This is a genomic window from Rathayibacter sp. AY1B6 (assembly GCF_002932755.1).
Classification (GTDB): domain Bacteria; phylum Actinomycetota; class Actinomycetes; order Actinomycetales; family Microbacteriaceae; genus Rathayibacter.
Map to the genome: position 1 here is coordinate 1 of NZ_PSWL01000029.1, position 25,316 is coordinate 25,316.

Below are 25,316 nucleotides of genomic sequence, written 5' to 3' on the forward strand. Positions count from 1 at the left end.
CCGGTAGACCGTGGCCTTCCCGGCCTTCGCCCGGGCCGCGACCCCGCCCGGGACGGCGCGATCCTGACCGCCGCCCTCGACGTACTCGCCGAGACCGGCTACGAGGGCATGACGATCGACATGGTCGCGGCCCGGGCGAAGGCCGGGAAGGCCACGGTCTACCGGCGCTGGGACTCGAAGGCCGACCTGGTGCTCGAGGCGCTCGCGTGCCTGAAGGGCGCCGACCTCGCCGAGGACTCCCTCCCCGACACCGGGTCCCTCCGCGGCGACCTCGTCGCCCTCATCAAGCCGCACTCCATCGAGGACGCCGAGCGGAAGCTGCACATCATGTCCGGGGTCGTCGCGATGATCTCGAAGGCACCCGAGCTCGCGGACGCGGTGAGGACCGCGCTCGTCGAGCCGCGGGCGCGGGCGAATCGCTTCCTCCTGAACCGCGCGATCGCCCGCGGCGAGATCTCGTCCGACACCGACGTGGAGCAGCTGGCGCTGATCACGCCGTCGATGGTGGCGTACCGCGTGCTGCTGCTGCGCGAGCCGGTGGACCGCGACTACCTGGTCTCGCTGATCGACACGGTGCTCCTGCCCGCGGCGGGGGTGCGCGCGCCCGCCTGAGGCGTCGCTCTCGTCGTGAGGACGGCGAAGGCCCGCCCCCTCGGCGGAGGGCGGGCCTTCGGACGGATCAGACGCCGTGTCGCAGTGTCAGTACGGGTAGTCCTCGCAGGCGATCCCGTTCGGAGGACGGTTCTCATCGAGTCGGGCGAAGTCGCCGTACCACTGCGCCCAGTACTCCAGGAACGCCTGCGCCTCCTGCTGGCTGCTGAAGTCCCGGCAGTCCCGATCCGCGGGACGTGGGGGCGGGTTGCCGCCGGGCGCGGGTGCCGGCGCCGGTGCGGCGGCCTGCGTGCTCGCCCAGAGCGCGCGGCCCTGCGGCGAGTAGATCACCAGGTTGCCGTCGTTCTGCATCACCATGCGGGAGCCCGGGCTGCCCGCCGTGCCGGACTGCCAGCGCGCGCCGCCGGAGCCCGCGTAGACCACGGCGTTGCCGTCGGACTGCATCTCGAGCCGGTTGCCGCCTCCGGACGTGCCGGCCGCCCAGCGCGCCGAGCCGCGCGAGTAGACGACGAGGTTGCCGTCGCCCTGCATGACCGCCTCGCTCCCTCCGTCGGAGGAGCGCAGCAGCTGGCCGGACGTGAGCCGGTTCCCGGACGAGAGGGTGTCGCGGACAGCGGGCGCGGGCGGCGCCGGAGGAGTGTCGCTCGCCCAGAGCGCGCGGCCCGAGGCGGAGTAGACGACCAGGTTGCCGTCGTTCTGCATCTGCAGGCGGGATCCGGGGTTGCCCGCCGTTCCCGAGGCCCAGAGCGGTCGGCCCGAGGCGGAGGTGACCACGGCGTTGCCGTCGGACTGCATCGAGAGCGTCTCGCCCTCACCCTGGGTGCCGGCGCCCCAGCGGACGTCCCCCCGCGAGTAGACCGCGAGATTGCCGTCGCCCTGCATCGAGGCACGGGACCGTCCGTCCGGCGAGGTGAGCTGCTGTCCGCGGCCGAGCCGCGAGCCGGAGGAGAGGACGTCGCGGATCTCGGGCGCGCGCGAGGTCGAGCTCGCCCACAGCGGTCGTCCGGAGGCGGCGGTGATCACCAGGTTGCCGTCGTTCTGCATCCGCATCCGCGCGCCGGGGCTGCCGGCCGTCCCCGCCTGCCAGCGCACGCCGGAACCGGGGGCCGAGACCACCGCGTTCCCGTCGGTCTGCATCGCGAGGCGGTTGCCCGCTCCGGAGGTGACGGAGCTCCAGCGCGGCGACCCGTCCACGTAGACGACGAGATTGCCGTCGCTCTGCATCGCGGCGCGCGAGCGGCCGTCCGAGGCGGTCAGCTGCTGCCCCGGAGCGAGCTCGCGCCCGCTGTCGAGGACGTCGGCGATCGGCTCCGGCTCGGGCTCCTGCTCGTCGGCCGAGGACCAGGCCGTGTCTCCGTCCGGGCGGACGAGCACGAGCTGCCCGTCGTCCTGGATGAGGGCGAGCGCGCCGGTCTCCCCCGCGGTCCCGGACGCCCAGACGGGCGTGCCGGAGCCGGTCACGACGACGAGGTTGCCGTCCTCCTGCATCCGCACCGTGGTCGCTCCGGTGCCCTGGGTCCGGGTGCTCCAGACGGGTCGGCGCCCGGCGTCGTAGATCACGGCGTTGCCGTCCGCCTGCATCTCGAAGCTCGCGGAGTCTCCGTTCGAGAAGATGCGCTCCCCGGCGTCGAGGGAGTCGCCGCCGAGGAGAGCGTTCGTGTAGGTCTGCGATCCGCGCGCCTCCGCGGGCGGAGCCTCCCCCGGGACGAAGGCGGTCGGAGTCTCGGCGACGGCCTGCGTCGCGAGGGCCGACGGCGCCAGAGCAGCGGAGCCGCCCGCGGCGAGCAGGCAGGCGAGGGCGATCGCCGCGAGGCGGGAGGGAGGTCGTGGCACGGAGAGCCCTTTCGGAGGCGGCGGTGGCGGCGGAAGCCGGGGTCGAGCGGAGCCTGGCACGCGCTCGCCACGGCCGTCCATCCGGGCCGCGCGGAACTACTCAGACGGAGCGGGCGATCCGCGCCAGGTGCGCGGGCTCCGCCTCCCGAACGCGCAGCCTCCGGCCGGCTCGCGCACCCCGCTCGGGGGCGGCGGTGATCGACGCGGATCGACGGAGGACGTGCTCCCACTGCCGGAGCGCACCCCGCGCGGGTGCCCCGGGAGGCGGGTCGGACCGCCTGCGGCGCGGAGGAGGTCCCCGTTCCTCCTAAAATCGGAGTCATGTCGAAAGTGTTGAGCAGTCTGCCCGTGGGCGAGCGTGTCGGAATCGCATTCTCGGGAGGCCTCGACACATCCGTCGCCGTCGCCTGGATGCGCGAGAAGGGCGCGGTGCCCTGCACGTACACGGCCGACATCGGCCAGTACGACGAGCCCGACATCGAGAGCGTCCCCTCCCGCGCGGCCCAGTACGGCGCCGAGATCTCGCGCCTCGTCGACGCGAAGAGCGCGCTGGTCGAGGAGGGGCTCGTCGCCCTGCAGTGCGGCGCCTTCCACATCCGCTCCGGCGGCAAGACGTACTTCAACACCACTCCCCTCGGCCGCGCCGTGACCGGGACCCTCCTCGTCCGCGCCATGCGTGAGGACGGCGTCGACATCTGGGGCGACGGCTCGACCTACAAGGGCAACGACATCGAGCGGTTCTACCGCTACGGCCTGCTCGCCAACCCCCGCCTGCGCATCTACAAGCCCTGGCTCGACGTGCAGTTCGTCAACGAGCTCGGCGGCCGCACCGAGATGTCGGAGTGGCTGGTCGCCCGCGGCTTCCCCTACCGCGACGCCACCGAGAAGGCCTACTCGACCGACGCCAACATCTGGGGCGCCACCCACGAGGCCAAGCGCCTCGAGGAGCTCTCCAGCGGACTCGAGCTCGTCGAGCCCATCATGGGAGTCGCGTCGTGGCGCGACGAGGTCGAGATCGCCTCCGAGGTCGTCTCGGTGCGGTTCGAGGCCGGCCGCCCCGTCGCGCTGAACGGCGTCGAGTTCTCGGACGCCGTCGCGCTCGTGCTCGAGGCGAACGCCATCGGCGGACGCCACGGGCTCGGCGTCTCGGACCAGATCGAGAACCGGATCATCGAGGCCAAGAGCCGCGGCATCTACGAGGCCCCCGGAATGGCGCTGCTGCACATCGCCTACGAGCGCCTGCTGAACGCCATCCACAACGAGGACACCGTCGCCCAGTACCACTCGGAGGGCCGCCGTCTCGGCCGCCTGATGTACGAGGGCCGCTGGCTCGACCCCCAGTCGCTGATGCTGCGGGAGTCCATCCAGCGCTGGGTCGGCTCGGCCGTGTCCGGCGAGGTCACCCTGCGCCTGCGCCGCGGCGACGACTACACGATCCTCGACACCACCGGCCCCGCGCTGAGCTACCACCCCGACAAGCTCTCGATGGAGCGCGTCGGCGACGCCGCCTTCGGCCCCGAGGACCGCATCGGGCAGCTCACCATGCGCAACCTCGACATCGCCGACTCCCGCTCGCGGCTCGAGCAGTACGCGGCCGCTGGCCTCGTCGGCGGTCCGACCGCCGAGCTCGTCGGCGAGCTCGAGATCGGCGAGGCCGACGCGATCACCGAGGGCGGCGGATCCGCAGCGGCCGACGCGCTCGGACGCGCCACCGACCTGGCCTCGGAGGGTGCGGCGTTCGACGCCGGCACCGACTGACCCCGCCTGCCCGACGCCCCCGCGCGCCTCCGTCCCACCGGGACGCGAGGCGCACGGGGGCGTCGTGCTGTGCCCGTCGTCCCGGCGCTCCGAGTGCGAGCAGCGGGCACGGCCCGCGGGCGGTGCTCCGGCGTTCGCGGCGCCGCCGTCAGGGCGCGGAGGACCGAACCAGTGCGAGCGCCGCGTCCACGGTGGCGAGCGACTGCTCCGGATCGACCCGAGCCAGCACGAGCGCGGCCACCAGCAGCGACACGAGGACGTCCGCCTGAGCCGACGCCCACGACTGCGCGTCGGGCCAGCGGGCCAGAGCTCCGGCGCGCAGTGCGCCCAGCAGCTCGGCCCGGTAGTCGGCGATCACCTCGCGCACCGCGTCGTCGCGCGCGATCGGCGCTCCCGCCGCGTTGAGCAGCAGGCAGCCGCTCCGGGCGGAGAGCGTGCGGGAGTCGGCGAGCGCCGCCCGCAGCCCGGTGAAGTACTCCTCGAGCGCCGTCGGCGACGCCCCGCCCGGATCGACGAGAGGGGCGAGCCGGGGCCGCACCACTTCGTCGAGGTAGCTCTGCACGGCCGCGTCGAAGAGCCCGCGCTTGCTGCCGAAGGCGTGGTAGAGGCTGGAGCGGCGCAGTCCCGTCGCGGACTCCAGGTCCGGGAGCGACGCCTCCTCGAAGCCGCTCTCCCAGAAGACGGCGCGGGCGGCGCGGACGACCTGCTCGGTGTCGAAGCCCTGCGTGCGACCCACGGCGCCCCTCCTGACGGGTGACAGCTGCGGCGCCGCACTGGCGCGGACCGCTCGTCCCAGTATATTGTGGACTGTTCGTTACACAATCGGTGCGGAGCCCTCCGCACCACGACAACCGCCTGGAGGCCCGCCGTGATCGTTCTCGGACTGGTGCTCGCCGCTCTCGCCGCGGCGCTGCACGTCTACATCTTCGTGCTCGAGTCGGTCCTCTGGACGACCCCGCGTGCCCGCTCGACGTTCGGCACGACCGCCGGCGAGGCGGAGGCGACGAAGGAGATGGCCTACAACCAGGGCTTCTACAACCTCTTCCTCGCCGTCGTCACCGTGGCCGGCATCGTCGCCGTCGTGACCGGGGCCACCGCCGTCGGCGCGGCCCTCGTGTTCGCCGGCGCCGGATCGATGGTCGCCGCAGCGCTCGTCCTGCTCCTCTCCGCTCCGACCAAGCGCCGCGCCGCGCTGACCCAGATGACTCCGGGTCTGCTCGCGGTGATCGCGCTCGCCGTCGGCCTCGCACTCTGATCCCTTCCGCTCCACCACCACGAAAGGCCCCATGAGCACCGTCACCAGCACCCAGATCCAGCTCGTCCGCCGCCCCGACGGCTGGCCCGTCGCCGAGGACTTCCGGACCGCGACCGTCGAGTACGGCGACCCGGCCGCGGGCGAGATCCGCGTCGAGAACGCCTTCCTCTCGGTCGACCCCTACATGCGCGGCCGCATGAACGACGTGAAGAGCTACACCCCGCCCTTCGCCCTCGGCGAGACCATGACCGGCGGCGCCGTCGGCCGGGTGACCGTCTCCGACGATCCCGCGTTCCCCGTCGGCAGCGCGGTCCTGCACCAGCTCGGCTGGCGAGACGTCGTGCAGGCCGAGTCGTCGCAGTTCCGCGTCGTCCCCGAGATCCCCGGAGTGCCGCTCTCGCTCCGCCTCGGCATCCTCGGGATGACCGGTCTCACCGCGTACGTCGGGCTCACCGCCATCGCGGGCATGAAGGAGGGCGACACCGTCTTCGTCTCGGGCGCCGCGGGAGCCGTCGGCTCGGCCGCCGGCCAGATCGCGCGCCTCCTCGGAGCCGAGCGGGTCGTCGGATCCGCGGGCTCGGCCGAGAAGGTCGCCCTGCTGACGGAGAAGTACGGCTACGACGCCGCCTTCGACTACCACTCCGGCCCGGTCCGCGAGCAGCTGGCCGAGGCCGCGCCCGACGGGATCGACGTGTACTTCGACAACGTCGGCGGCGACCACCTCGAGGCGGCGCTCGACGCCTTCCGCGACGGCGGCCGCGCGGCTCTCTGCGGCGCGATCGCCGGCTACAACAGCACCGAGAAGACGCCGGGCCCCGACAACATGGCGAACATCATCACCCGCGGTCTCACTCTGCGCGGCTTCACGCTGTCCGGCTACCTCGACCACGCGCCGGAGTTCAACCGGCTGATGGCCGGCTGGTTCGCCGACGGCGAGATCGCCTACGACGAGACCGTCGTCGACGGCATCGACCACGCCGTGGACGCGTTCCTGTCGATGATGCGGGGCGGCAACACCGGCAAGATGGTCGTCCGCGTCTAGCGCCGACACCGGTGCGGCGGGCGCGAGGAGGGGCACCTCCGGACGTCCGACGCACGAGGCCGCCTCCGCGTCCGGGGACACCTCCCCGTTCGCGACCGTCTCCCTGTCCGGGATCTCGGAGCAGGCGCGCGGATCCATGGGGCCGATCAGTCCGGGCGGTGGCAGACTGCGGACATGAGCACGTTCTCGCACCGGACCGGCGCCTCCGCGCTGGCAGCAGCAGCACTCGTCCTCGTCCTCTCCGGCTGCGCGGGCAGCGGCGGAGCCCCGTCGGCGCGGACGCCGCTCCCCGCACCGACCAGCACCGCGACCGCGACCGCGACCGCTGCTCCTACGCCTACTCCGATCCCGACCGTGACGGTGACGGTCACGGCGACTCCCGAGCCCTCCTCGACCGGCTCTCCCTCCGCGGATCCGACGGCAGCGCGCTGCACCGGCTCCGACCTGACGATGGAGTACCGGCCCGACCCCGACGCGTCGGGTGCTGGGAACAGCGCCTTCGACCTCGTGCTCACCAGCACCTCCTCCTCGGACTGCGCTCTCGCGGGCATCCCCGGCGTCTACGCGACCGACGCCGGTGGGAACCGGATCAGCGCGGTCGCCGACGCCTCCGGCCCGAACCCCGACGCTCCCGTGATCCTCGTCCCGGGCGCCCAGGCGGACGTCCGGGTCGCCTGGCACTCCCCCGGCGCCTACGGCTGCGCGGTCGGGACCTCCGCGTACCTCGTCGCCGAGGTCCTCGACGCGGAGGACGGCGCGGTCCGCGCTCCCGCCGAGCTGCAGGTCTGCACCGACGGCACCGTGATGATGGACGCCTCCGCCTACACGTTGCTCTGAGCTCTGCCCGAGCGCGCACCCCTCCCGAGCGGCCCGCTCACCGGGCGCGACCCCTTGACCGGGCGCGGCACAGCCGGGACCCTCGCACTACACGTCCCCACCCCACCCCGGAGGTCACCATGAAGGTCGGCTCACTCGTTCTCCGTCTCGCCGTCGGCGGGCTCTTCGTCGGACACGGTCTGCAGAAGCTGCGGGGCTCGTTCGACGGCCCCGGCCTCGACGGCACCGAGCAGATGATGTCGAGCCTGGAGATGCACCCGGCTCGGCGCAACGCCGTCGCCGCCGCCGTGACCGAGACGGCCGGAGGCGCCGCTCTCGCGCTGGGCGCCGCGACTCCGCTCGCCGCCGCCGGACTCATCGCCACGATGGTCACCGCCGTGCGGAAGGTGCACTGGAGCAACGGCCTGTGGAACGCGGGTGGCGGGTGGGAGTACAACGGCGTCCTCGTCGCGGCGACGGCCGCGATCGTCGCCGACGGCCCCGGCGCGCTCTCGTTCGACGCCCTGATCGGCAAGCGCAAGTGGGGAGCCGGATGGGCGCTGTTCGCCCTGATCGGCGGAGCGGCTGCGTCGACCGCCCTGATCGAGGCCGGGCGCCTCGCCGCTCCGGTCGGAGCGGGCACCTCCGGCTCCGACCAGGACGGGGCGGACGACGACGGCTCCGACTCGACCGCCTCGTAGCCCCGCTCCGCCGCACTGCGCGGGCGCGGTAGCGTCGGAGGTGTGACCGAGACACGCGCCTCCGATCCCGACCGTCCCGAGACCGACGCGCTCGCCCTCTGGCTCGCGGCGGTCGAACGCCTCGACGCCCAGGACGACCCGGACGGTGTCGTCGAGCGGATGCGCGTCCTCGCAGCCCGCTACCCGGGACACGACGGAGTCGCCGCTTTCGAGCTGGGCGGTGCCCTCGACAGCGCGGGACACGAGGCGGAGGCGGCGGTCGAGTACGAGCGCGCCCTCGCCGCCGGCCTCGACGACGAGCGGCGGGCACGGGTGACGATCCAGTACGCCTCTACGCTCCGGAACCTCGGCCGCACCGACGAGGCGATCGATCTCCTCGCCGGCGCCGCTGCGCACCCCGCGGTCGGCTCCGCGCGGGAGGTGTTCCTCGCGCTCGCTCTGCACAGCGCCGGGCGCGTCGACGAGGCCCTGCGGATCACGCTGGAGGCGCTGGCCCCGGGACTCCCCCGCTACCAGCGCTCCGTCCGCGCCTACGCCGCCGCCCTCACCGATCCCGAGCAGTAGCGCGGGCGGCACCTCCGCCCGGAGGCTCGGCGCGGCGAGCGCCGATGCCTCCGTCGCGACGGCGCCGTCTCAGCCCTCGAGCAGGATCGCGTCGATCTGGCCCATCGCCTGGCGGAGCCCCTCCTCCATGCCCATCTGGACCATCTGCTCGAGCTGCTCGACCGACTCGAATCGGCTGCTGAGGACCATCCGCGTGCGCCCCTGCTCGATCTCGTCGAGGGTGACCGCGGCTCGGGTGACGCCCAGCGCGTCGACCGGGTCGCCCCGCTCGTCGGCGAAGCCGTCCTCGAACTCGAACCGCGTCGGCTCCTCCACCCGGGTCACGCGCCACCAACCGCGTGCCTGCTCGCCGTCCGGTCCGGTCATGACGTAGGCGCTCCGCCCGCCCTCGACCGGCTCGTGCCGCTCGAAGGTCGCCGGCCAGGTCGGCGGCCCCCACCAGCGCTCGAGGCGGCGGGGGTCCGTCCAGAGGAGCCAGACGCGCTCGATCCCGGCGTCGAACTCGGCGGTCACGGTCAGGGTCAGTTCCTCGATGTCCTTCACGGACTGCAGCACGCTCATCGCGCCTCTCCCTCCAGCAGGTCCCGCGCGCCGGCCGGCTCGCGGGTGTCACTCCTCGTCGAGGAGGTCCGACATGCGGTCGATCCTCCCCGCCCACAGCTGCTCGTACGTGTCGAGCAGGCGCGACGCCCGCCGCACTGCGGCGACCTCGCCCTGCACCAGCTGCTCCCGCCCCCTCCTCCGCTTGCGGACGAGTGCCGCCCGCTCGAGGACGGCCACGTGCTTCTGCACCGCCGCGAACGACATCTCGTAGCGCGCCGCGAGTGCGGAGACGGACTGCTCGCCGACCAGCACCCGGGCGACGATGTCGCGTCGGGTGCTGTCGGCCAGCGCCCGGAAGAGCAGGTCGATGTCGGTGTCCGTTCGTACAACCATGTGGTTGCACATTAGGGCCGACCCTCCCCCGGCGCAAGGGCGACAGGTCTGCGGGCGAGCGCGTCGCCCCGGCGCCCGACCTCAGGCGCCGGCGGCGTCGAGGGCCTCCGCAGCGGCGGCGAGCACCCAGTCCGGCAGGGGACGGGCCGCGAACAGCGAGGCGTGGAGCCGAGCCATCGAGTCGTCGGGGTCGAGCCGCAGCGCCTCGTCGAGATGGAGCCCGGCGAGGCTCGAGACTCCCCTCGCCCACCAGCACCAGGCGAGCACGGTGAGCACGGAGGAGCGCGCCTCCTCCGGCGCCAGCGCGGCAGCACGGGCGAGGAGCCCGGTCGCCCGCGCCAGACGGGCGCGCTCGGGAGCGCGCCCGCTGCCGAGCAGCAGGGCCGACAGCTCGAGGTCGTGGTCGTCGTCCGTTCCGGCGCGGGCCTCGCCGACCGCGACGGGTGGCACACCGACCCCCGCCTGCGCGCTCCGCGCGATCTGCACGGTCACCCGGTCGCGGAGGGGCGGCGACTGCAGGGTACGCACGATCAGTCCTTCGCGGCGGACGTCCCGCGGCCCGCTGAGCCAGCGCTCGACGAGCCGCTCCGTGTCGTCGACCAGGGGCGGCCGGCGGAGCACCTCCGCGACGAGCGTGCGATCGGCCTCGGCGACCGGCGGCAGCACCGAGAGCGCGTCGATGTCCAGAGGCTCGTCGGCCACCGCTCGGGCGAGGACGCCGGTCTCGCTCCGCTCGATCTCGAGGAGCGGACGTGGCCTGCGGCACTCCTCGGCGTCCGTGTAGCGCCCCCATCCGTCGGCGGCGATGCAGGCCACGGCGACGATGTCCAGGCGCGTGCGCTCCAGGCACCGGAGCACCGCGCGACCGAGGTCGAGATGCGGGATCCCCCGCTCCTCCGCGTAGCCCGCACGGGTGCAGACCACCACCAGCACACCGGTGGCCCGCGGCATCGTCTCCATCACGGCCGCGCAGCCGCCCGCCAGCGCCTCGGCCTCCCTCCCGCGCAGTGCCTCCGGGAGCGGGATCCGGAAGCCTCCCCCGGCGCGCGTGCCGAGGAACGGCACCACCACGACGGACTCCTCCGGCCGGATGCCGATGATGGAGGGGACAGCCGCCAGGAGGTCCTGGATCGCGCTCGCCTGCAGGACTTCGGGATCGCGGCGGCGGGAGGGAGGAGCAGGGGTTCGCTGTGTGGATGTCATGTCCGACACCCTGCTCGCGTGGCGGGCACAGCAGGATCCCGCAGGCCCGGACCGGGGATGACCGGAGCGGATCGGCACCTGTGGAGGAGCGCCCGGGGCTGTCGGCTCAGCCGACCGCGGGCGCTCGCAGCACCTTCGCCATCGGCCGCCCCTTCGCGATCTCGTCGATCAGCTTGTCGAGGTACCGGATGCGCTTCATCAGCGGATCCTCGATCGTCTCGACCCGCACACCGCAGATCACCCCCGTGATGGCTGAGGCCTCCGGAGGCAGGCGCGCCGCCGCGAAGAACTCCTCGAAGGTCGTCCTGCTGTCGAGGTGCCGGGTCAGCTCCTCGTCCGAGAAGCCGGTGAGCCAGCGCACCGCCTCGTCGACCTCCTCCCTCGTCCGGCCCTTGCGCTCCGCCTTCGCCACGTAGAGGGGGTGCACGTCGGCGAACGCCACGGAGAAGATCCTGCTCATGGCCGGGAAGCGTACTCGGGCGACGCCCGGCGCGGCAGAGGCGCCGGCCCCGCTATCCTCCCCAGTGGCCCTCGCGCCTCCACCCCGCAGCCCACAGAGAGAACCACCGTGAGCCTCCTCCGCACCAAGTCCGTCGAGCAGTCGATCGCCGACACCGATGAGCCCGAGTACAAGCTCAAGAAGTCGCTGACCGCGCTCGATCTCACGGTCTTCGGCGTCGGAGTCGTCATCGGCGCCGGCATCTTCACCCTCACCGGCCGCGCCGCCCACGACATCGCCGGGCCGGCGATCGTCCTGAGCTTCGTCGTGGCCGCCTTCGCCTGCGCCCTCGCGGCCATGTGCTACGCCGAGTTCGCCTCCACGGTCCCGGTGTCGGGCTCCGCCTACACCTTCTCCTACGCCTCCCTCGGCGAGCTCTTCGCCTGGATCATCGGCTGGGACCTGATCCTCGAGCTGTTCCTCGGAGCGAGCGTGGTCGCGCAAGGGTGGAGCGCCTACCTCGGGTCGCTGCTGCAGCAGCTGGGAGTGACGCTCCCACCGGCGCTCACCTACGGCGGCGTCGTCGACGTGCCGGCGATCCTGCTCGTCCTCGTGCTCGGCGCGCTGATGACCTTCGGCATCAAGGAGTCGCTGCGCGTGAACCTGGTGCTCGTCGCGATCAAGCTGTTCATCGTCCTGTTCGTCATCATCGCGGGCCTGCAGTTCGTGAACACCGCCAACTACACGCCGTTCGTCCCCGCCGCCGAGCCCTCGCAGTCCGCATCCGGGCTGACCCAGCCGCTGCTCCAGTTCCTCTCGGGCATCGAGCCGGCCACGTTCGGGGTCGGCGGCATCATCGCCGGCGCCTCCCTGGTGTTCTTCGCCTACATCGGGTTCGACGTCGTGGCGACGACCGCGGAGGAGACCCGCCGGCCCCAGCGCGACCTGCCCATCGGCATCATCGCCTCGCTGATCATCTGCACGGTCCTCTACTGCGCCGTCGCCCTCGTCGTGACCGGCATGGTCCCCTACCGCGAGCTCGACCCGTCCGCCGCGCTCGCCAACGCGTTCGCGTACCACGGGCAGACCTGGATGGCGACGGTCATCTCGGCCGGCGCCGTCGCCGGTCTGACCACCGTCGTGCTGACGCTCCTGATCGGAGCGACGCGCATCATCTTCGCGATGGCGCGCGACGGACTCCTCCCGCGGCGCCTGGCCACGGTCCACCCGCGCCTGCGCACGCCGTGGTTCACCTCCGTGGTGGTGACGATCGTCGTCGCCCTGCTCGCCGGGCTCACCCCGATCGGCGTGCTCGAGGAGATGGTCAACATCGGCACGCTCTCGGCGTTCGTCCTGGTCTCGGTCGGCGTCGTGGTGCTGCGCCGCAAGCGGCCCGACCTGAAGCGCGGCTTCCGGGTCCCGCTGAACCCGTGGCTCCCGCTGCTCTCCGCCCTGATCTGCACCTACCTGATGCTCAACCTCTCGATCGAGACCTGGCTGCGCTTCCTGATCTGGCTGGCCGTGGGCTTCGTGATCTACTTCGCCTACTCGCGCAGCCACGCGAAGATCGGGAAGTAGGGACAGGCGCCGAGCGTGCAGGCCCTGTCAGTTCGACTCCCCGATAGCGCGAAGGACTTCTCGGCAGGCGTCCTCGAGCGGGATCCTCTCCTGCTCGATCCGTCTGAAGGGCGCCGGTCCTGAGGTCGCGACCACCGAGTAGGCCTCTCTCTCGTGCTCGGTCAAGCCTCTCGGCCGAGTGCGCGACGCACGGAGCGGTGTTCCGTGAGGGTCGTGCTTCACTCCACGAGATGCGAACCGTCGGGCGGCGTCGCCGTCCATGAGGATCGACCGGACCGGGACACCGTGCTCGGCGAGAGCCGAGCGGAGGTCGGCGAGGATGGAGAACCCGCGACTGTCGATGTCGCCCCAGTAGACAACGTGCTCGACGTCCCTGAGCCAGTCGACGTCGGCCAGAAGGGAGGCGGCGGCGCTCCCGCCCCCCTCGATGACGAGCGCGCCGGGCAGATCCGGGAACCACAGCCTGCAGTCTCGATTCTCCACCACGACGATGACGCGCGGTTCGTACGGAAGGGAGTGCAGATCGCCCGTCGTCCACGAATCGTGTCGACGTCGGCCGCTCTCGAGATACTGCGGGTCCACGTAAGTCAGATGGAGGACGGCGAGACGCGGTCGCAGTTCGGTTCCTAGGTCGCGTCCTGTCAGCACGTCCAGAAGGCGAAGATGCTTGACGAGCCACTTCGAGTGCGCCCCGGGCAGAGGAAGCTGACGACTCGTCCACCCGCTCAGGTCCGAGTGACCGCGAAGCCAGGCGACGGCTTCCACGAGGACATCGATGTCAGGATCAGCGAACATTGCAATGCGCTCCAGGACCCTCGGCGTGAGGATCGCTCCTGACGTGCGCAACGAGATCGCGGCCAGACGACCCCTCTCCACGAACGCGAGCGGTCCGCCCGCCCTCTCCTGCTGCAGAACCGCGAAGGCGGTCTCGAGCGAGTCGACGATCAACTGGAGAGGAGCATCGACCGCGACGCCTTGGACGTTGATGGAGGACCGGATACAGCTGATGCCGCTGACGTCGCCCAGGTTGAAGCCGTCCCACAGCCGCAACCATGAACTCCAGGGTCCGAAGCCCACCTCGGCGACGTGCGACGGCGACGTCACTCCCGGACGAAGGCCCACGGAGATCGGATCCGGTTCCGCGCCGTCGAGATCGGCGAGTACTCTGTCAGCCCAGGTCTTCCGAAGCGCGGCGGCCACGCTCTTCATCGCACCGTCAGGAGTGGTCAGACTCGGCATCGGTCACCTCTCTCCCAGGCCCACCTTCGGCCTGGCCCAGGAGCGTCCGCGCGTGTCTTTGAGGATGTCGTACTCCACCTCGACGTGCGGCTCGATCGCGCTGTACTTGTCGTTCGGGGCACCGATCACGAGCTGGAAGCCGAGACCGCGCCACGCGCCGATCGCCCGCTTGGTGAAGTGGGCGTCGGCCTTGATCAGCGCTTCGTCCATGAAGACCGGGGCGTACCGCGGGCGATCGGCTCCCGCGTCGCCGAGCTGGTAGCGCAGCGCAGCTCCGACGATGAAGGCGATCAGCTCCTGCGACTCCCCGCCGGACTTCTCGCCGATGTGGTCGTACAGCGCCACGTGCGCTCGGGTGACGGCGTCCACGCGCTCGGCGCTGACACGGACGTGGTTGCGGACGTCGACGAGGTCGCCGAAATCGGGTGCGGTGCGCCGCAGCCGCTGGATGAGTCGGGACATCCGCCGGTAGACCTGCTCGCGCTCCTCCTCCGTGGACACCGCCTGGATCTGGGCGCGCACGTCCCGGAGCTCGCGGCGGAACCGGCGGCGCACCTCCGACTGGTTCTCGCGCGTGGTGATCTGCAGGCGGTGACCGTCGTCGTAGAACGGCAGATCCTGCATGATCACGTTGATCGGCTCGATCCGCTCGCGGATCTCCCGCAGCGAGCGGCCGAGCGTGGAGTCGAAGCTCGTGAGGTCGTTGCCGGAGAGAGTGAGCAGGCTGTCGCGCCACTCGGTCTCGAGCCGGTGCAGGCCGCTGGTCTCGAGAGCGTCGAGCAGCCGCTCGAAATCACCCGCGGACGCCTCGGGGTCCACCAGCAGGTTGGGGTTCGGCCAGCGGTCGAGGAAGCCTGCCATGATCCGGCCGGCGCTCTCCCGCTGCTGCTCGTGCGCCTCGGCTGCGGAGCGGCGGTCCTCCGCGAGACGCTGCGCCGCCGTGGCCAGCGCGGCGTCGAAGCGGACCAGGACGTCCGAGGCGCTGCCGGACGCCGCGGCCTCGGTCAGCGTGAACCGGGCGTCGAGGAAGGCGCGCTGGTCGTCGTCGAGCTCCCGTCCGGCGCGCTCCGCCGCATCGAGAACCCCCTGGCTCGCGTCGACGTCGTCGACCACGACGGCCCACTCCGCCTCGATCCGCTCGCGCTCCACCCCGGCGCGGGCGATCTCCTGGCGGAGGCGCTCGAGGCGGCCGCGCAGCCCGTCCATCTGCTCCTGCAGCCGCGCCAACTCGGGATTCACCTCCGCCACCTCCTCGAGCACCGAGGTCCAGCGCTCCTGCTCGGCGACAAGGGAATCGACGTCGACCTGGTCCCAGGACAGTCCGGCGATGCGGGCGAAGCGGACGAGGCGGTCTTCGACAGCGTCGAGTGCCTCCTCCGCGACTCGGGACGCCTCTGTCGCCGCCGCGCTGCGTGCGCGAGCCGTCTCGACGAGGGCACTCAGCTCGCGCAGCCTGCGCGAGTTCGAGAAGCCCAGGACGTTCGCCGCGCCGTGGCCGCCGTGCGCTCCGCGCTGGCCCTGAGAGAGCTGCCCTGAGAGAGCGAGTGCCAGCCGGTGCCGGCCGAGGTCGCCGGCGCTGTCGACGCAGACGAAGCCGAAACGGTCTTCGAGGCGGTCCTGCAGCCACCCGGTGAAGGGCGTGGAGCGGTAGTCCAGACGGCCGGGCAGTGTCGACGGATCGAGGCCGCGCACCTCCTCGAGACCTGTCTGCACGCCCTCGTAGCGGAGGCGGATCGGAAAGCGCACCGCATCGACGGCGGAGCGGAAGCGGTCGAGATGGGCGACATCGAGCAGGAGCGTCGTCGCGAAGCCGCCGAGAGCGAGGCCGAACGCGTCCCGCCACGGCTCGAACTCGCTCCGCACCTCGACGAGCTCTCCCACGAAGGGCAGGTCGTCGACCGGGAGGTCCGCCGCACGGGCGATGATCTCCCGCGCCTCGTGCAGCGGCCTCGGGATGCTGTCCTGATGCTGGGAGGCCGCGCGGTGCTCCGCGTCGAGGTCGACGAGAGCGCGGACCGCCGCCGTGCGCTCCGTCGTCGCCTCCGCGTAGGCCGCTCGGGCGTCGCGCTTCGTCGCGGCGGCGCTCGTGACGTCGGAAGCGCGTGCGAGAGCCCTCTCGAAGCCCTTGCGGGTGGTCTCCTCCTCACCCAGGGCCCGCAGATCCTCGTCGAGCCGCATCCTGCTGTCGCGCACCGTCTCGAGCCGCCGCTCCACCTCGCGGAGCTCTCGCTGGGCCGTCTCGAGGCGGTCGCCGCCGGAGGCCCGCAGCACCTCGGCGAGGCCGTCCCGCTCCGACTCCGCCGCCTCGGCGAGCGCCCGCTTCTCTCGGAGCACGGCGTCGACGGCGCGGGTGCGCTCGCGCAGCTCCGCCTCGACGTCGCGCAGCAGGCCGAGGCGCTGCTCCGCCCGCCACAGGGCCGCCGGCGACACCGGGGCGTCGAACTCCCCGAGCGCGTCGATGAGGCGCACGCGCTCCGCGGACGCGGCGATGCGCAGGCGCAAGCCCCGCAGCGGCTCGAGTGCCGCGACCTGCTGACGGGCGGTGAGCATCCGCTGCCGGGTGCTCTCGAGTTCGTCGAAGTGGGCGACGACCGCGTCGGCGGAGGCGAGGGTCTCGGGCTCCTCGAGCACGAGCCGCTTGTAGAGGTCGTCGACGGTGGTGATCTGCTGACCCGCCTGGATGCGGGCGAGCAGGCTCATCGCCTTCGATCCGGCTCCCGCCGCTCCGATGCCGAGCACCGCGTGCAGGCGCGCCGAGAACTCGCGATCCGTCGCGAGCGGGTCCAGTCCCGCCGCCCGGAGCGAGGCATCGGAGAAGCGGTGCGCCGCTGCGCGGTCGAGCGCGGTCAGGTCGATCGGGCCCTCGGCGCTCGCGCGGACGCGCACCGTCTCCTCGAGCACGCGGGAACCGGCCGGGACGTACCAGGCGCGGACCGCGCTGAACCGCGAGCCGTCGTGGTCGACCCAGGTCATCGCGACGGCGGTCCAGGTGTCGACTCCGTCGCCGCGCAGGACGCGCATGGTCGTGCCCTCCTCCGTCCGCGACTCGTCGAGCTTCCCGCGGGCGTAGGAGAGGATGTTGCGCTGATCCTCGCCGCGGGGCCGACCGGTCACTCCGCCGTTGGAAGCGCCGTTGAACGGCGTGGTGTGCGGCATCATCAGGGCGATGTAGGCGTCCATCAGGGTCGACTTGCCGGACCCGGAGCCGCCGCAGAGCAGCGTGGCGCCGGGCGAGAAGCGGACCCGGTGCGCGCCGTCGTAGCCGCCCCAGTTGACCAGCTGCAGGTCCTCGGCGAGCCACTGCTGACCGCGCGAGGCGGCGGGGATCAGGCCGAAGAGGGTGTCGAGCATCGTCATCGGGGGTCGTCCTCCGGGTCGGGGGTGTCGTCGTCGGGGAGGACGTCGTCGTCGGGGAGGACGTCGTCGTCGGGGAGGTCCTCGTCCGCCGGCTCCCGATCCACGGAGCCGGGCTCCTCTGCGAGCGCCGCTCCCCCGGCCGGAGACGCCTCCTCGCTTCTGCGCCCGTGCAGCCAGTCGCTCAGCTCCCGCAGCTTCGGCGCGCTCAGCACGATCTCCACGATCGGGCTGATCCGGTACCGCCCTGCGGACTCCTCGTCGACGATGCCGTCGCGGCCGAGCCGCTCCAGCGCCTTGCGGACCATGCGCTGCCGGCGCGCGGTGTCGCGCTCGGCGTCGGCGAAGTAGCTGAGCACCGTCTGCTCGACCTCCTCGACGTCCACCCGCGCCGACGGCTCGCCGGCCGCCGACTCCCGCTGATGAACCGTGCGCAGGTGCACCAGCACCAGCGTCTCGGCGCGGGTGTAGGGGAGGTCGCGCAGCAGCACCGGCATCTCGACCTCGTCGGAGCGCACCTGCTGCTTGTAGGCGACCCCGCGCTCGTGGTCGACGACGAGCCGCACGAACAGGTCGTTGAGCCGCGACTCGATCAACTGCCGGTGCTCCTGGAGCACGGCCCACTGCTCGCGGTGGCGGTCGGCGAGGAGGAAGCGGCGCTGCAGCACGTGCACGAGCACGCGGCGCACCTCGGTGTCGAGGACGCCGCGGTCGCCGGGGAAGAGCTCGTCGGGGTCCTCCTCCATCGACACGGGCGCGATGAACGGATCGACGGCGGGCTCGTCGATCGCCACGGGGTCACTCATCGTCGGTCTCCTCCTGGGTGCGGGCGGTCACGGATCCGAAGGCGAAGCGGCGCACGGTCCCGTCGGGTCGGCGGGCGCTGACGACGGAGTAGCCCTCGCGGTCGACGAGGCCCGTCCGGTGCGCGATCTCCAGCAGCCCGAGCAGGTCGACGGGCCGTCGTGTGTCCTCCGGAGCCGCGCTGAAGGCGTCCGCCAGATCGAACTCGTCGCCGAGCCGCGCGACGTACGCCTCCAGCTCCGCATAGCGGGGACCGCCCCAGGCCCGGCTGTCGTCGCCGACGAACTCCGCGTCGCCGTCGTCTCCGGCCAGCGGCGCCGGCCCTCCGGCAGGGCGCACATCGCCGAGCGTCTGCCGCAGGTGGCCGATCCCGGCGACGGGCAGGTGCCGCAGCGGCGCGACCGGCGCATCCGGCGAGATCCCGCCCGTCCACTCCTGGAGCCCCGCCATCACCTCGCGCAGCAGCTCGTCCACCTGGCGGTCGCGAGCCGGATCGTGGGTGCGGACCTGACCCGTGATGACGTGGGAGGCGCGGCGCTGCGCGGTCAGCACCTCCTGCACCCCCAGCTCCACCCGGCGTCCGATCGCGCTGAGCTCGGCGCGCTGCGCCGGGTCCATCAGGCGCGAGAAGGGCTGCACGAGCACGGTGTGGAGCTGGTCGGCGAGCGCGTCGATCCGCTCGGGGTCGCCCAGGAGGCGCAGCGCCCCGGCGAACGCACGGCCCTCGCTGGTGGCCTGCATCACGTGCTGCCCGCGCTCCAAGTACTCCCGCAGCACCTCGCCGGTCGGGCGGACGTCGCGGCGCAGGTCCGCGACCACGTCGCGCTGCATCGCCTTGATCGACTCCGCCACCCGCGCGAAGTCGGCCGGCAGCTCGCGGGCCAGATGCACCACGTTCTCCGCCTCCTCGAGGAGCTGCTCGTCGTCGGCCGGCTCGAGACCGGCGCCCTCCTCGAGCGCGGCGATCTCCGCGTCCAGGCGGGCCCGCTCCTCGCGGAGCCGTGAGAGCCGCGCCTCCGGGTCGGGCTCGACGTCCGCTGCCAGCCGCTCGACCGCCTCCAGCAGGGTGCGCACCCGCGAGTTCGAGACGCGCGTGCGTCCGCCTCCGGTGCGCCCGGTGATCTCGAGGGCGCTCACGGCGTGGGCGCTCATCCGGTAGACCTCGGCCTCGCCCTCGATCTGCGGCACGAGCCAGCCGACGCGGACCCAGTAGCGGCACACCTCGCGCGCCGTGCCGCTCGGCAGCGCGCGCTCGCCCTCGTCGTACCCGGCCGAGCGCAGCTCCTCGAGCAGCTCCCCCACCTCGGCGTGCGCGTCGGCCACGGCCACCGCCTGCCGGTCGACCGTGAACACGAGCGACAGGGCGGCGACGACGAACGGGGCGTAGCGGCCGTGCAGGAGATCGAGGGTCGGTGTCCGGAAGGCGCCGAGGGAGCGCAGGTAGGCGGCCTCGGCGCGGGAGTTCGACATCGCCCTCAAGGATAGGCGGCGGGCCGGCATCGCGCGGACGGGGCGCCAGGCCTGCACCGGGCCGGTGGTCAGACGCCGTCCGGATGGAGTGCTCTGTGGAGCGCGAGCGCGAGGGCGGTGCGATCGCGGGCGCCGAGCTTGCGCAGGAGCGAGGACACATGGTTCTTGACGGTGCCCTCCGCGAGCACGAGCGCGGCGGCGATCTCCCGGTTCGTGCTCCCTTCCGCTACCAGCTCGGCGACCACCCGCTCACTCCGCGTGAGCAGCGCCAACGGGCTCTCGCCGGTGCGGCCCGGCTGGACGGCCGGTCGGGCTACGCGCGGATCGATCACCATCCCGCCGGCGATCACGGCGTCGAGCGCCAGGACGAGGCCCTCCACCGAGGTGTCCTTGAGGAGGAATCCGGCCGCTCCTGCGGCCAGGGCCTCCTGGACGAGCGCGTGGTCGTCGAAGGTGGTCAGGAGGAGGACGGGCAGATGCGGGTGCCGCCGCGCGCTCTCGGCAGCGAGCTCCACGCCGTCCATGACCGGCATCCGCGCGTCGGTGACGACGACGTCCACCTCCGTCGTGTGCAGAATCTGCAGAGCGACCTGTCCGTTCTCGGCCTGGGCCGAGATCTCGACCCCCTCGACCGTCGAGAGGAGCATGACCAGCCCGCGGCGGATCATCTGCTGGTCCTCCACCAGCAGCACTCGCCTCGGCGTCGTCTCCGTCACGAAGCGCGCCCCTCGTGTTCCCCGCCGCCGCGTCCGAGAGGGATCGCGAGACGCAGGAGGAACCGGTCGTCGATGCGCCGCGCCGTCAGCCGCCCCCCGCGAGCCGTCGCGCGATCGTCGAGGCCGCGCAGCCCGAAGCCCAGCTCGGGCTCGCCGTCGCGGATACCGGACCGTCTGCCCGCGTCGATGTCACTGAGCATCGAGAGCTCGAGCCGGCTGTCCTCGGTCTCGAGATCGATGCGGACACTGCGGGCAGCGCCGTGCCGCAAGGCGTTCGTCAGCCCTTCCTGAACGCCCCGATAGACGACGAGCGCGATCTCGTCGTCGCTCGTGAGGACACGATCCGAGGCCGTGTCGCCGACCACATCGACGGTGACCCCTGTGCCGCGGAAGGATTCCGCGATCAGCTCCAGCGCGGCCAGCCCGCGGGCGCCCTGGTTCCGGACGGGGCTGAGCGCTCTCACCCACATCCGCATGTCCGCGAGCGCCTCGCTCGACGCGGATCGAGCCGTGCGGACCTCTGCCCACGCCTGCTCGGCATCGGCGGGGCGCAGGCGATCGGCGAGCTCGAGACTCATCGAGACGAGGGTCAGCTTGTACCCGAGGCCGTCGTGCAGCTCACGAGCGCTCCGGGCACGCTCGTCCGACAGCAGCAGCTCCCTCTCCGTCGCGGACGCGCGATGCAAGCGCCGGATCACCCGCTGATCAGCGGATCGCTCGCTCTCGAATCCCCGAAGAGAGAGACCCAGGGCGATCCCGAAGCACATCAGCACGGCCACCGGCACCACGTTGAGCACACCGTCGAGAGCCCCGGAGAGGAGCGTCCTCCCCGAGCCGACGGCACCCCCGACGTGGAGGGCCAGTCCGACGGAGGCGATCCAGATCATCGCGTGCGCCCCTGCGCGGAGCGAGACGTCGACCACCGCGAACGCCACGACGAGGAGGAGGACCGGGATCGTGAAATCGAGCCGGCCGAAGACGACGACCGGCGTCGCGGCGACGACGGACACCGCCGTCACGGCGGCCCCGTGCCCCGCTCTCATCATGCGCGGCCGAACGACCCAGATCCCGGCGATCACGGGTGCCAGCGCGAGCCACGCGACTGCCGCGACCGGTGGACCGGCGCCCCTCTGAGCGGAGTCGACGACTCCCAGGCTCCCCGCCATGACGAGGCAGCAGAGTGCGATCACCTGGAGAGCGACGACCGTCCTGTCCACTGCGCTCGACGAGGAGGAGGACCCGAGCCCGGCACGCGCGGGCTCCCCCGCCGACGGAACGGAAGAAGCCGCGTCCGTCCCCGGAGATGAGCCCATGTCGACAATGGTAGCCCGGGCACCGAGAGCGAGACCCGTGACCACGGTCATGTCCCTGCTGTGACCCCGGTCATTGTCATCCATGACCCCGGCGGGAAGCGCCCGGCCGGAGCCCTTCGTAGCCTCGGAGTCAGCACCGCGCCGTCTGCTCGGTGGGTCACGCCGCCGAGGAAGGGGAAGCGATGCCGCTCGACCTCGAGTACCTCCAGTACTGCCGCCCGGGGATGCCGTTCTACGCCCTCGCCGGCGACGAGGACCCCGTCGAGGGCGATGTTTTCGATGTCGCGCATCGCGCACCCGAGGGCTGGCAGACGAGGGAGTCCCGCCCGTGGCGGAACTGGATACCCGACGGATCGTCCTTGCCGAGGCAGGGGTGGAAGATCCACCTCTCGACCACTCTCGGCGATGCTCGGACGATCCTCGACGCGACCTCTCGCCACTGCTTCGGCTCCCGCTTGCCGTTCAAGCACCTCGCGAGCGCCGATCTCCTCCTGATGCAGAACGGCAAGTACGCCGATCGGGCTGGAGCCGGGAAGTTCATCGCGGTGTACCCCGGTTCGGACGACGAGTTCGCCCGCGCATTGGAGGATCTCGACGCCCTTCTGGCCGGCTGCAGAGGTCCCTACATACTCTCCGATCGGCGCTGGCGGTCCGGCCCGGTCCACTTCCGATACGGGGCCTTCCTCCCGTCCGAGACCGACACGGGCTTCGTCTCGACACTCATCGATCCGGACGGGAACGAGATCGAGGACGTCCGGCGACCGGCCTACACGCCCCCTCCCTGGGCGTCGCTTCCAGACTCCGTCGAGGTCGAGGGAGAGGAAGAAGGAGAGGTCGCCTTCGGTTTCGACATGCTCTCAGCCCTGCATTTCTCGAACGGCGGCGGAGTCTATCTCGCCGAAGCGACGACGGATGAGTTCGTCCCGATCGGGACAGTGGTGGTCCTCAAGGAGGCGCGTCCACATGCCGGGCTCGACGGCGACGGCGTCGACGCGGTGACACGTCTGGCCCACGAGGAGGAGGTGCTGGTGGATCTGCAGTACCTGGGCTGCGTACCGGTCTTCTACGGTTCCTTCACCGCCTGGGAGCACCGATACCTGGTCATGGAGCACGTGGAGGGGAACGATCTTAAGCGCGAGTGGATGACTCGGACTCCGCTGCTCCGTCCGGCCCCCTGGCTTCTTGTCGACGACGGGTACACCTCGTGGCTGAGCGCGACCGTCGCACGCCTCGACGCTGCGCTCTCCTCCGTGCACCGCGCCGGATGGCTTCTCGGGGACATCCACCCGAAGAACGTCATCATGCGGAACGGAACGCATCCGTGCCTGCTCGACTTCGAGTTCGCGCACAGGATGGATCCCGAGTGGCGGTCCGGCCAGGGAGCTCCCGGATACGAGCCCCGGGAAGGCTTGAGGGGGACGCGAGCCGACGAGTGGTCGCTGGGGATCCTCGAACTCGATCTCCTCTTCCCTCATGCGACGATCGCCGACCAGGGCAACGTCGCGAAGATCGAGCAGCTCTTGCGAGCAGCCGCAGACGACCTCGCCGTCCCGTCCGCCGTGCTGCGGTCTGTGAGGGCGCACACCCTCGACGCTCTTCCCGCCTCGAGCCGGAGATCGGTGGACGAGCGCGTCGATCGTCTTGCCGCCTGCTCCGACCACCAGCTGCGGAATCTGATCGTCCGAGGTGTCACGTCGGTTCTCGAGTGGGCGGAGGACGCTCCTGTCGTTCCCGGAGACATCCCTCTTCTCGCCCGCGACAGCGCCGATCATCGTGCGGGGTTTCCCTACGGCGCGGCGGGAGCCATCACTTTTCTGGGGCGGTCGGGAGACGCGGATCTCGAGGCTGCTGATCGCTGGCTCGCCGGTCGCGTCGCCGGAGTGCGCTCGCGCGGGCTCTGCGGGCGGGAGGGAATCCGGTTCGCTGCACGCGAGGCAGGACTCACGCGCACACTCGATGCCCTGCAGTCCACGCGTGCGGCTACCCCCTCTGGTCCGACCCTCTGGTCGGGGTGGGCCGGCGCAGGGCTCGCCGATCTCGCAGAAGGAGAAGATCCGTCCGAGGCGGCCCACCATCTCGCCGCACTCCTCGACGAGGATGCGCGGGGAGCTTCCGTCGGCCTCCTCCACGGATGGTGCGCCGCCGCGATCCTGTTCGCTCGGCTCCATGAAGCCACCGGAGACGACTTCTACGTCTCGCTCGCTGTACGAGCCATCGACGCCGATCTCTCACGATGCACGATCACCCGCAACGGGACCCTCGAGTTCGACGAGGGGTGGAGAACGCTCCCCTATCTCGGGATCGGGTCGACCGGTCCGGGTCTGGCGATCCTCGAGCTGCAGCGGGTGACAGGCGCCGAGCTCTTCGCGGAGTCCCTCGCCGCCATCGATGCCGCCGCGACCTATCAGCAGTGCGCGCAAGCCTCGCTCGCCCACGGTCTGTCCGGGTTCCTCATCTACTTGAACCGCCGCACACGCCATCGGCCCAGCGCAGAACTCGACGAGGTCCTCCGTTCGCACATCCGTTCGCTGCGCCTCCATGCCGTGCTCGATGACAGCGGCGTCTTCTTCCGAGGCAATCAGAACCTCCGGCTCTCGTCCGACTACCTGACCGGGTCGCTCGGAGTGATCGCGGCCCTCGACGAGCTCGAGACGGGGAGATCCGCCCTGCCCTTCGGACTCTGACCGAGTCCGCCTGACAGGAAGAGAGGAGGTGAACACCATGAACCGGATTCTTGAGTTCCAGACGCTCGAAGGCGAGACCGACGCACACGATGCTGCGCGCGTCAGCACCTTCAGCATCGTCTCGCCGTGCCCGGGCTGGCCCAGCTCGATCACGTGGGGCAACTGCTGACCGTCGCCCGCGAACGCGCGCGATCCCGCACTATCGGGGATCGCGGGCGTCCGGAGAGGGGGAAGGCCATTCACCACGCCTGAGGAGGCGCTCTCATGATCCCCATGCTCCAGGCGCGTGCCGTCGGGCAGACCGTCGCCGCGGGTCGGCGGACGACGACCGTCCTGCGCGGCTGCGACATCCATCTGGAAGGAGGCGGACTCGCTGCTGTCGTCGGCAGCTCCGGCTCCGGCAAGACCTCGCTCCTGATGTGCCTCAGCGGTCTGGATCGACCGGCGACGGGCACCGTCGAGGTGAACGGCCGGGACGTGTACCGCCTGTCGGCGGCCGAGCGCTCCCGCATGCTCCGCACCGAGATCGGCTTCGTCTTCCAGCAGTACAACCTCGTGCCCTTCCTCGACGTCGAGGAGAACATCGCGCTCCCCTTCCGGCTCGACCGGTCACCCGTGCCGCATGACCGGATCCGTGGGCTGGTCGAGGCGTTCGGTCTGGGGGATCGGCGTCATGCACCTGCACGGACACTCTCCGGAGGAGAGCAGCAGCGGACCGCTCTCTGCCGCGCCCTCGCGCGGCGGCCCAGCATCGTCTTCGCCGACGAGCCGACCGGGTCCCTGGACTCGCACAGCTCGCAGATCGTCCTGTCGACGCTGAGAAGCATGGCGGACGAGGGCCGGATGGTCGTGATGGTCACGCACGATCTCGAAGCCGCGGCGCTGGCGGACACCGTCGTGGTGATGCACGACGGGGGAACAGTGAGGACGACCGGCCGCCGGACGAGCCACGAGCTGCTGAGCATCCTCGAAGAGGCCAGGTCCTGAGTCGTGTCCCGC

The 25,316-nt window shown here is 71.8% G+C and carries 23 protein-coding genes; 11 read left to right on the forward strand and 12 right to left on the reverse strand.

Annotation, left to right across the window (positions count from 1 at the left end; translation table 11 throughout):
• A partial coding sequence (locus C5D08_RS14170) for a TetR/AcrR family transcriptional regulator (RefSeq protein WP_104277586.1) occupies positions 1 to 612 on the forward strand: 612 nt, incomplete at its 5' end.
• 87 nt (positions 613 to 699) lie between these two features.
• Here C5D08_RS14170 and C5D08_RS14175 read toward each other — a convergent pair.
• Positions 700 to 2,445 carry a hypothetical protein gene (locus C5D08_RS14175; protein WP_181109981.1) on the reverse strand — a complete coding sequence of 582 codons (1,746 nt, stop codon included), beginning with the start codon at positions 2,443 to 2,445 and terminating at the stop codon, positions 700 to 702.
• A gap of 321 nt (positions 2,446 to 2,766) precedes the next feature.
• Here C5D08_RS14175 and argG point away from each other — a divergent pair, with 321 nt between their 5' ends.
• Positions 2,767 to 4,203, forward strand: a complete 1,437-nt coding sequence (gene argG, locus C5D08_RS14180) for an argininosuccinate synthase (RefSeq protein ID WP_104222545.1) — start codon at positions 2,767 to 2,769, stop codon at positions 4,201 to 4,203.
• Between the two features lie 148 nt (positions 4,204 to 4,351).
• Here argG and C5D08_RS14185 read toward each other — a convergent pair whose 3' ends face one another.
• Positions 4,352 to 4,939, reverse strand: a complete 588-nt coding sequence (locus C5D08_RS14185) for a TetR/AcrR family transcriptional regulator (RefSeq protein ID WP_104277588.1) — start codon at positions 4,937 to 4,939, stop codon at positions 4,352 to 4,354.
• A gap of 132 nt (positions 4,940 to 5,071) precedes the next feature.
• Between C5D08_RS14185 and C5D08_RS14190 the strand changes: the two genes are divergently transcribed.
• The 5 genes from C5D08_RS14190 (at position 5,072) to C5D08_RS14215 (ending at position 8,581) form a co-directional block, all read left to right on the forward strand.
• Positions 5,072 to 5,458 (forward strand): DUF1304 domain-containing protein, encoded by a 387-nt coding sequence (locus C5D08_RS14190; RefSeq protein ID WP_104277589.1) that lies wholly within the window; start codon positions 5,072 to 5,074, stop codon positions 5,456 to 5,458.
• A gap of 31 nt (positions 5,459 to 5,489) precedes the next feature.
• Positions 5,490 to 6,500 carry an NADP-dependent oxidoreductase gene (locus C5D08_RS14195; protein WP_104222542.1) on the forward strand — a complete coding sequence of 337 codons (1,011 nt, stop codon included), beginning with the start codon at positions 5,490 to 5,492 and terminating at the stop codon, positions 6,498 to 6,500.
• A 174-nt stretch (positions 6,501 to 6,674) separates the two neighbouring features.
• Positions 6,675 to 7,337, forward strand: coding sequence for a DUF4232 domain-containing protein (locus tag C5D08_RS16745; RefSeq protein ID WP_146086051.1), 663 nt, complete (start codon positions 6,675 to 6,677; stop codon positions 7,335 to 7,337).
• A 119-nt stretch (positions 7,338 to 7,456) separates the two neighbouring features.
• The gene (locus C5D08_RS14210) at positions 7,457 to 8,017 is read left to right on the forward strand and encodes a DoxX family protein (protein WP_104277592.1); all 561 of its coding nucleotides are present in this window, start codon (positions 7,457 to 7,459) and stop codon (positions 8,015 to 8,017) included.
• Positions 8,018 to 8,059: 42 nt separating this feature from the next.
• A complete protein-coding gene (locus C5D08_RS14215; RefSeq protein ID WP_258065046.1) occupies positions 8,060 to 8,581 on the forward strand; it encodes a tetratricopeptide repeat protein in 522 nt (173 codons plus the stop codon).
• A 69-nt stretch (positions 8,582 to 8,650) separates the two neighbouring features.
• On the opposite strand, the gene C5D08_RS14220 is transcribed toward C5D08_RS14215, so the two are convergent.
• The 4 genes from C5D08_RS14220 to C5D08_RS14235 form a co-directional block, all read right to left on the reverse strand.
• The gene (locus C5D08_RS14220; RefSeq protein WP_104277593.1) at positions 8,651 to 9,142 is read right to left on the reverse strand and encodes an SRPBCC domain-containing protein; all 492 of its coding nucleotides are present in this window, start codon (positions 9,140 to 9,142) and stop codon (positions 8,651 to 8,653) included.
• Positions 9,143 to 9,190: 48 nt separating this feature from the next.
• Positions 9,191 to 9,517: a metalloregulator ArsR/SmtB family transcription factor gene (locus tag C5D08_RS14225; RefSeq protein ID WP_104277621.1), complete on the reverse strand. Its 327-nt coding sequence runs from the start codon at positions 9,515 to 9,517 to the stop codon at positions 9,191 to 9,193.
• An 81-nt stretch (positions 9,518 to 9,598) separates the two neighbouring features.
• Positions 9,599 to 10,720, reverse strand: a complete 1,122-nt coding sequence (locus C5D08_RS14230; RefSeq protein ID WP_146086052.1) for a DUF4192 family protein — start codon at positions 10,718 to 10,720, stop codon at positions 9,599 to 9,601.
• Between the two features lie 106 nt (positions 10,721 to 10,826).
• On the reverse strand, positions 10,827 to 11,180 hold the full coding sequence (locus tag C5D08_RS14235; RefSeq protein WP_104277595.1) for a DUF2200 domain-containing protein: 354 nt from the start codon (positions 11,178 to 11,180) through the stop codon (positions 10,827 to 10,829).
• A 108-nt stretch (positions 11,181 to 11,288) separates the two neighbouring features.
• Between C5D08_RS14235 and C5D08_RS14240 the strand changes: the two genes are divergently transcribed.
• On the forward strand, positions 11,289 to 12,737 hold the full coding sequence (locus C5D08_RS14240) for an amino acid permease (protein ID WP_104277596.1): 1,449 nt from the start codon (positions 11,289 to 11,291) through the stop codon (positions 12,735 to 12,737).
• A gap of 27 nt (positions 12,738 to 12,764) precedes the next feature.
• Here C5D08_RS14240 and C5D08_RS14245 read toward each other — a convergent pair whose 3' ends face one another.
• The 6 genes from C5D08_RS14245 to C5D08_RS17090 all read right to left on the reverse strand — a co-directional run bounded on the left by C5D08_RS14245 (position 12,765) and on the right by C5D08_RS17090 (position 21,117).
• Complete coding sequence (locus C5D08_RS14245) at positions 12,765 to 13,976, reverse strand: DUF3322 and DUF2220 domain-containing protein (protein ID WP_104277597.1); 1,212 nt, start codon at positions 13,974 to 13,976, stop codon at positions 12,765 to 12,767.
• 3 nt (positions 13,977 to 13,979) lie between these two features.
• Positions 13,980 to 17,333: an ATP-binding protein gene (locus C5D08_RS14250; protein WP_104277598.1), complete on the reverse strand. Its 3,354-nt coding sequence runs from the start codon at positions 17,331 to 17,333 to the stop codon at positions 13,980 to 13,982.
• Entirely contained in the window at positions 17,330 to 18,136 is an 807-nt protein-coding gene (locus C5D08_RS14255; RefSeq protein WP_104277599.1) for a DUF4194 domain-containing protein, read from the reverse strand. Before C5D08_RS14255 ends, C5D08_RS14250 begins: the two co-directional genes overlap by 4 nt.
• Positions 18,129 to 19,604: a DUF3375 domain-containing protein gene (locus C5D08_RS14260; protein WP_104277600.1), complete on the reverse strand. Its 1,476-nt coding sequence runs from the start codon at positions 19,602 to 19,604 to the stop codon at positions 18,129 to 18,131. The genes C5D08_RS14255 and C5D08_RS14260 overlap by 8 nt, the downstream gene beginning before the upstream one ends.
• Positions 19,605 to 19,672: 68 nt before the next feature.
• Positions 19,673 to 20,320, reverse strand: a complete 648-nt coding sequence (locus C5D08_RS14265) for a response regulator transcription factor (protein ID WP_258067415.1) — start codon at positions 20,318 to 20,320, stop codon at positions 19,673 to 19,675.
• Positions 20,317 to 21,117 (reverse strand): sensor histidine kinase, encoded by an 801-nt coding sequence (locus C5D08_RS17090; RefSeq protein ID WP_181126240.1) that lies wholly within the window; start codon positions 21,115 to 21,117, stop codon positions 20,317 to 20,319. Before C5D08_RS17090 ends, C5D08_RS14265 begins: the two co-directional genes overlap by 4 nt.
• 698 nt (positions 21,118 to 21,815) lie before the next feature.
• On the opposite strand from C5D08_RS17090, the gene lanKC reads away from it, so the two are divergent.
• The 3 genes from lanKC (at position 21,816) to C5D08_RS14280 (ending at position 25,304) form a co-directional block, all read left to right on the forward strand.
• Entirely contained in the window at positions 21,816 to 24,317 is a 2,502-nt protein-coding gene (gene lanKC, locus C5D08_RS14275; protein ID WP_104277602.1) for a class III lanthionine synthetase LanKC, read from the forward strand.
• 28 nt (positions 24,318 to 24,345) lie between these two features.
• Positions 24,346 to 24,486 carry a hypothetical protein gene (locus tag C5D08_RS17095; RefSeq protein ID WP_181109985.1) on the forward strand — a complete coding sequence of 47 codons (141 nt, stop codon included), beginning with the start codon at positions 24,346 to 24,348 and terminating at the stop codon, positions 24,484 to 24,486.
• 95 nt (positions 24,487 to 24,581) lie between these two features.
• On the forward strand, positions 24,582 to 25,304 hold the full coding sequence (locus C5D08_RS14280; RefSeq protein ID WP_104277603.1) for an ABC transporter ATP-binding protein: 723 nt from the start codon (positions 24,582 to 24,584) through the stop codon (positions 25,302 to 25,304).
• Positions 25,305 to 25,316 lie beyond the last annotated feature (12 nt).

Coding starts and splice junctions, on each gene's coding strand:
- argG (WP_104222545.1), top strand. CDS start 2,767: ATGTCGAAAGTGTTGAGCAGTCTGCCCGTGGGCGAGCGTGTCGGAATC.
- C5D08_RS14195 (WP_104222542.1), top strand. CDS start 5,490: ATGAGCACCGTCACCAGCACCCAGATCCAGCTCGTCCGCCGCCCCGAC.
- C5D08_RS16745 (WP_146086051.1), top strand. CDS start 6,675: ATGAGCACGTTCTCGCACCGGACCGGCGCCTCCGCGCTGGCAGCAGCA.
- C5D08_RS14210 (WP_104277592.1), top strand. CDS start 7,457: ATGAAGGTCGGCTCACTCGTTCTCCGTCTCGCCGTCGGCGGGCTCTTC.
- C5D08_RS14220 (WP_104277593.1), bottom strand. CDS start 9,142: ATGAGCGTGCTGCAGTCCGTGAAGGACATCGAGGAACTGACCCTGACC.
- C5D08_RS14225 (WP_104277621.1), bottom strand. CDS start 9,517: ATGGTTGTACGAACGGACACCGACATCGACCTGCTCTTCCGGGCGCTG.
- C5D08_RS14230 (WP_146086052.1), bottom strand. CDS start 10,720: ATGACATCCACACAGCGAACCCCTGCTCCTCCCTCCCGCCGCCGCGAT.
- C5D08_RS14235 (WP_104277595.1), bottom strand. CDS start 11,180: ATGAGCAGGATCTTCTCCGTGGCGTTCGCCGACGTGCACCCCCTCTAC.
- C5D08_RS14245 (WP_104277597.1), bottom strand. CDS start 13,976: ATGCCGAGTCTGACCACTCCTGACGGTGCGATGAAGAGCGTGGCCGCC.
- C5D08_RS14250 (WP_104277598.1), bottom strand. CDS start 17,333: ATGACGATGCTCGACACCCTCTTCGGCCTGATCCCCGCCGCCTCGCGC.
- C5D08_RS14255 (WP_104277599.1), bottom strand. CDS start 18,136: ATGAGTGACCCCGTGGCGATCGACGAGCCCGCCGTCGATCCGTTCATC.
- C5D08_RS14260 (WP_104277600.1), bottom strand. CDS start 19,604: ATGTCGAACTCCCGCGCCGAGGCCGCCTACCTGCGCTCCCTCGGCGCC.
- lanKC (WP_104277602.1), top strand. CDS start 21,816: ATGCCGCTCGACCTCGAGTACCTCCAGTACTGCCGCCCGGGGATGCCG.
- C5D08_RS14280 (WP_104277603.1), top strand. CDS start 24,582: ATGATCCCCATGCTCCAGGCGCGTGCCGTCGGGCAGACCGTCGCCGCG.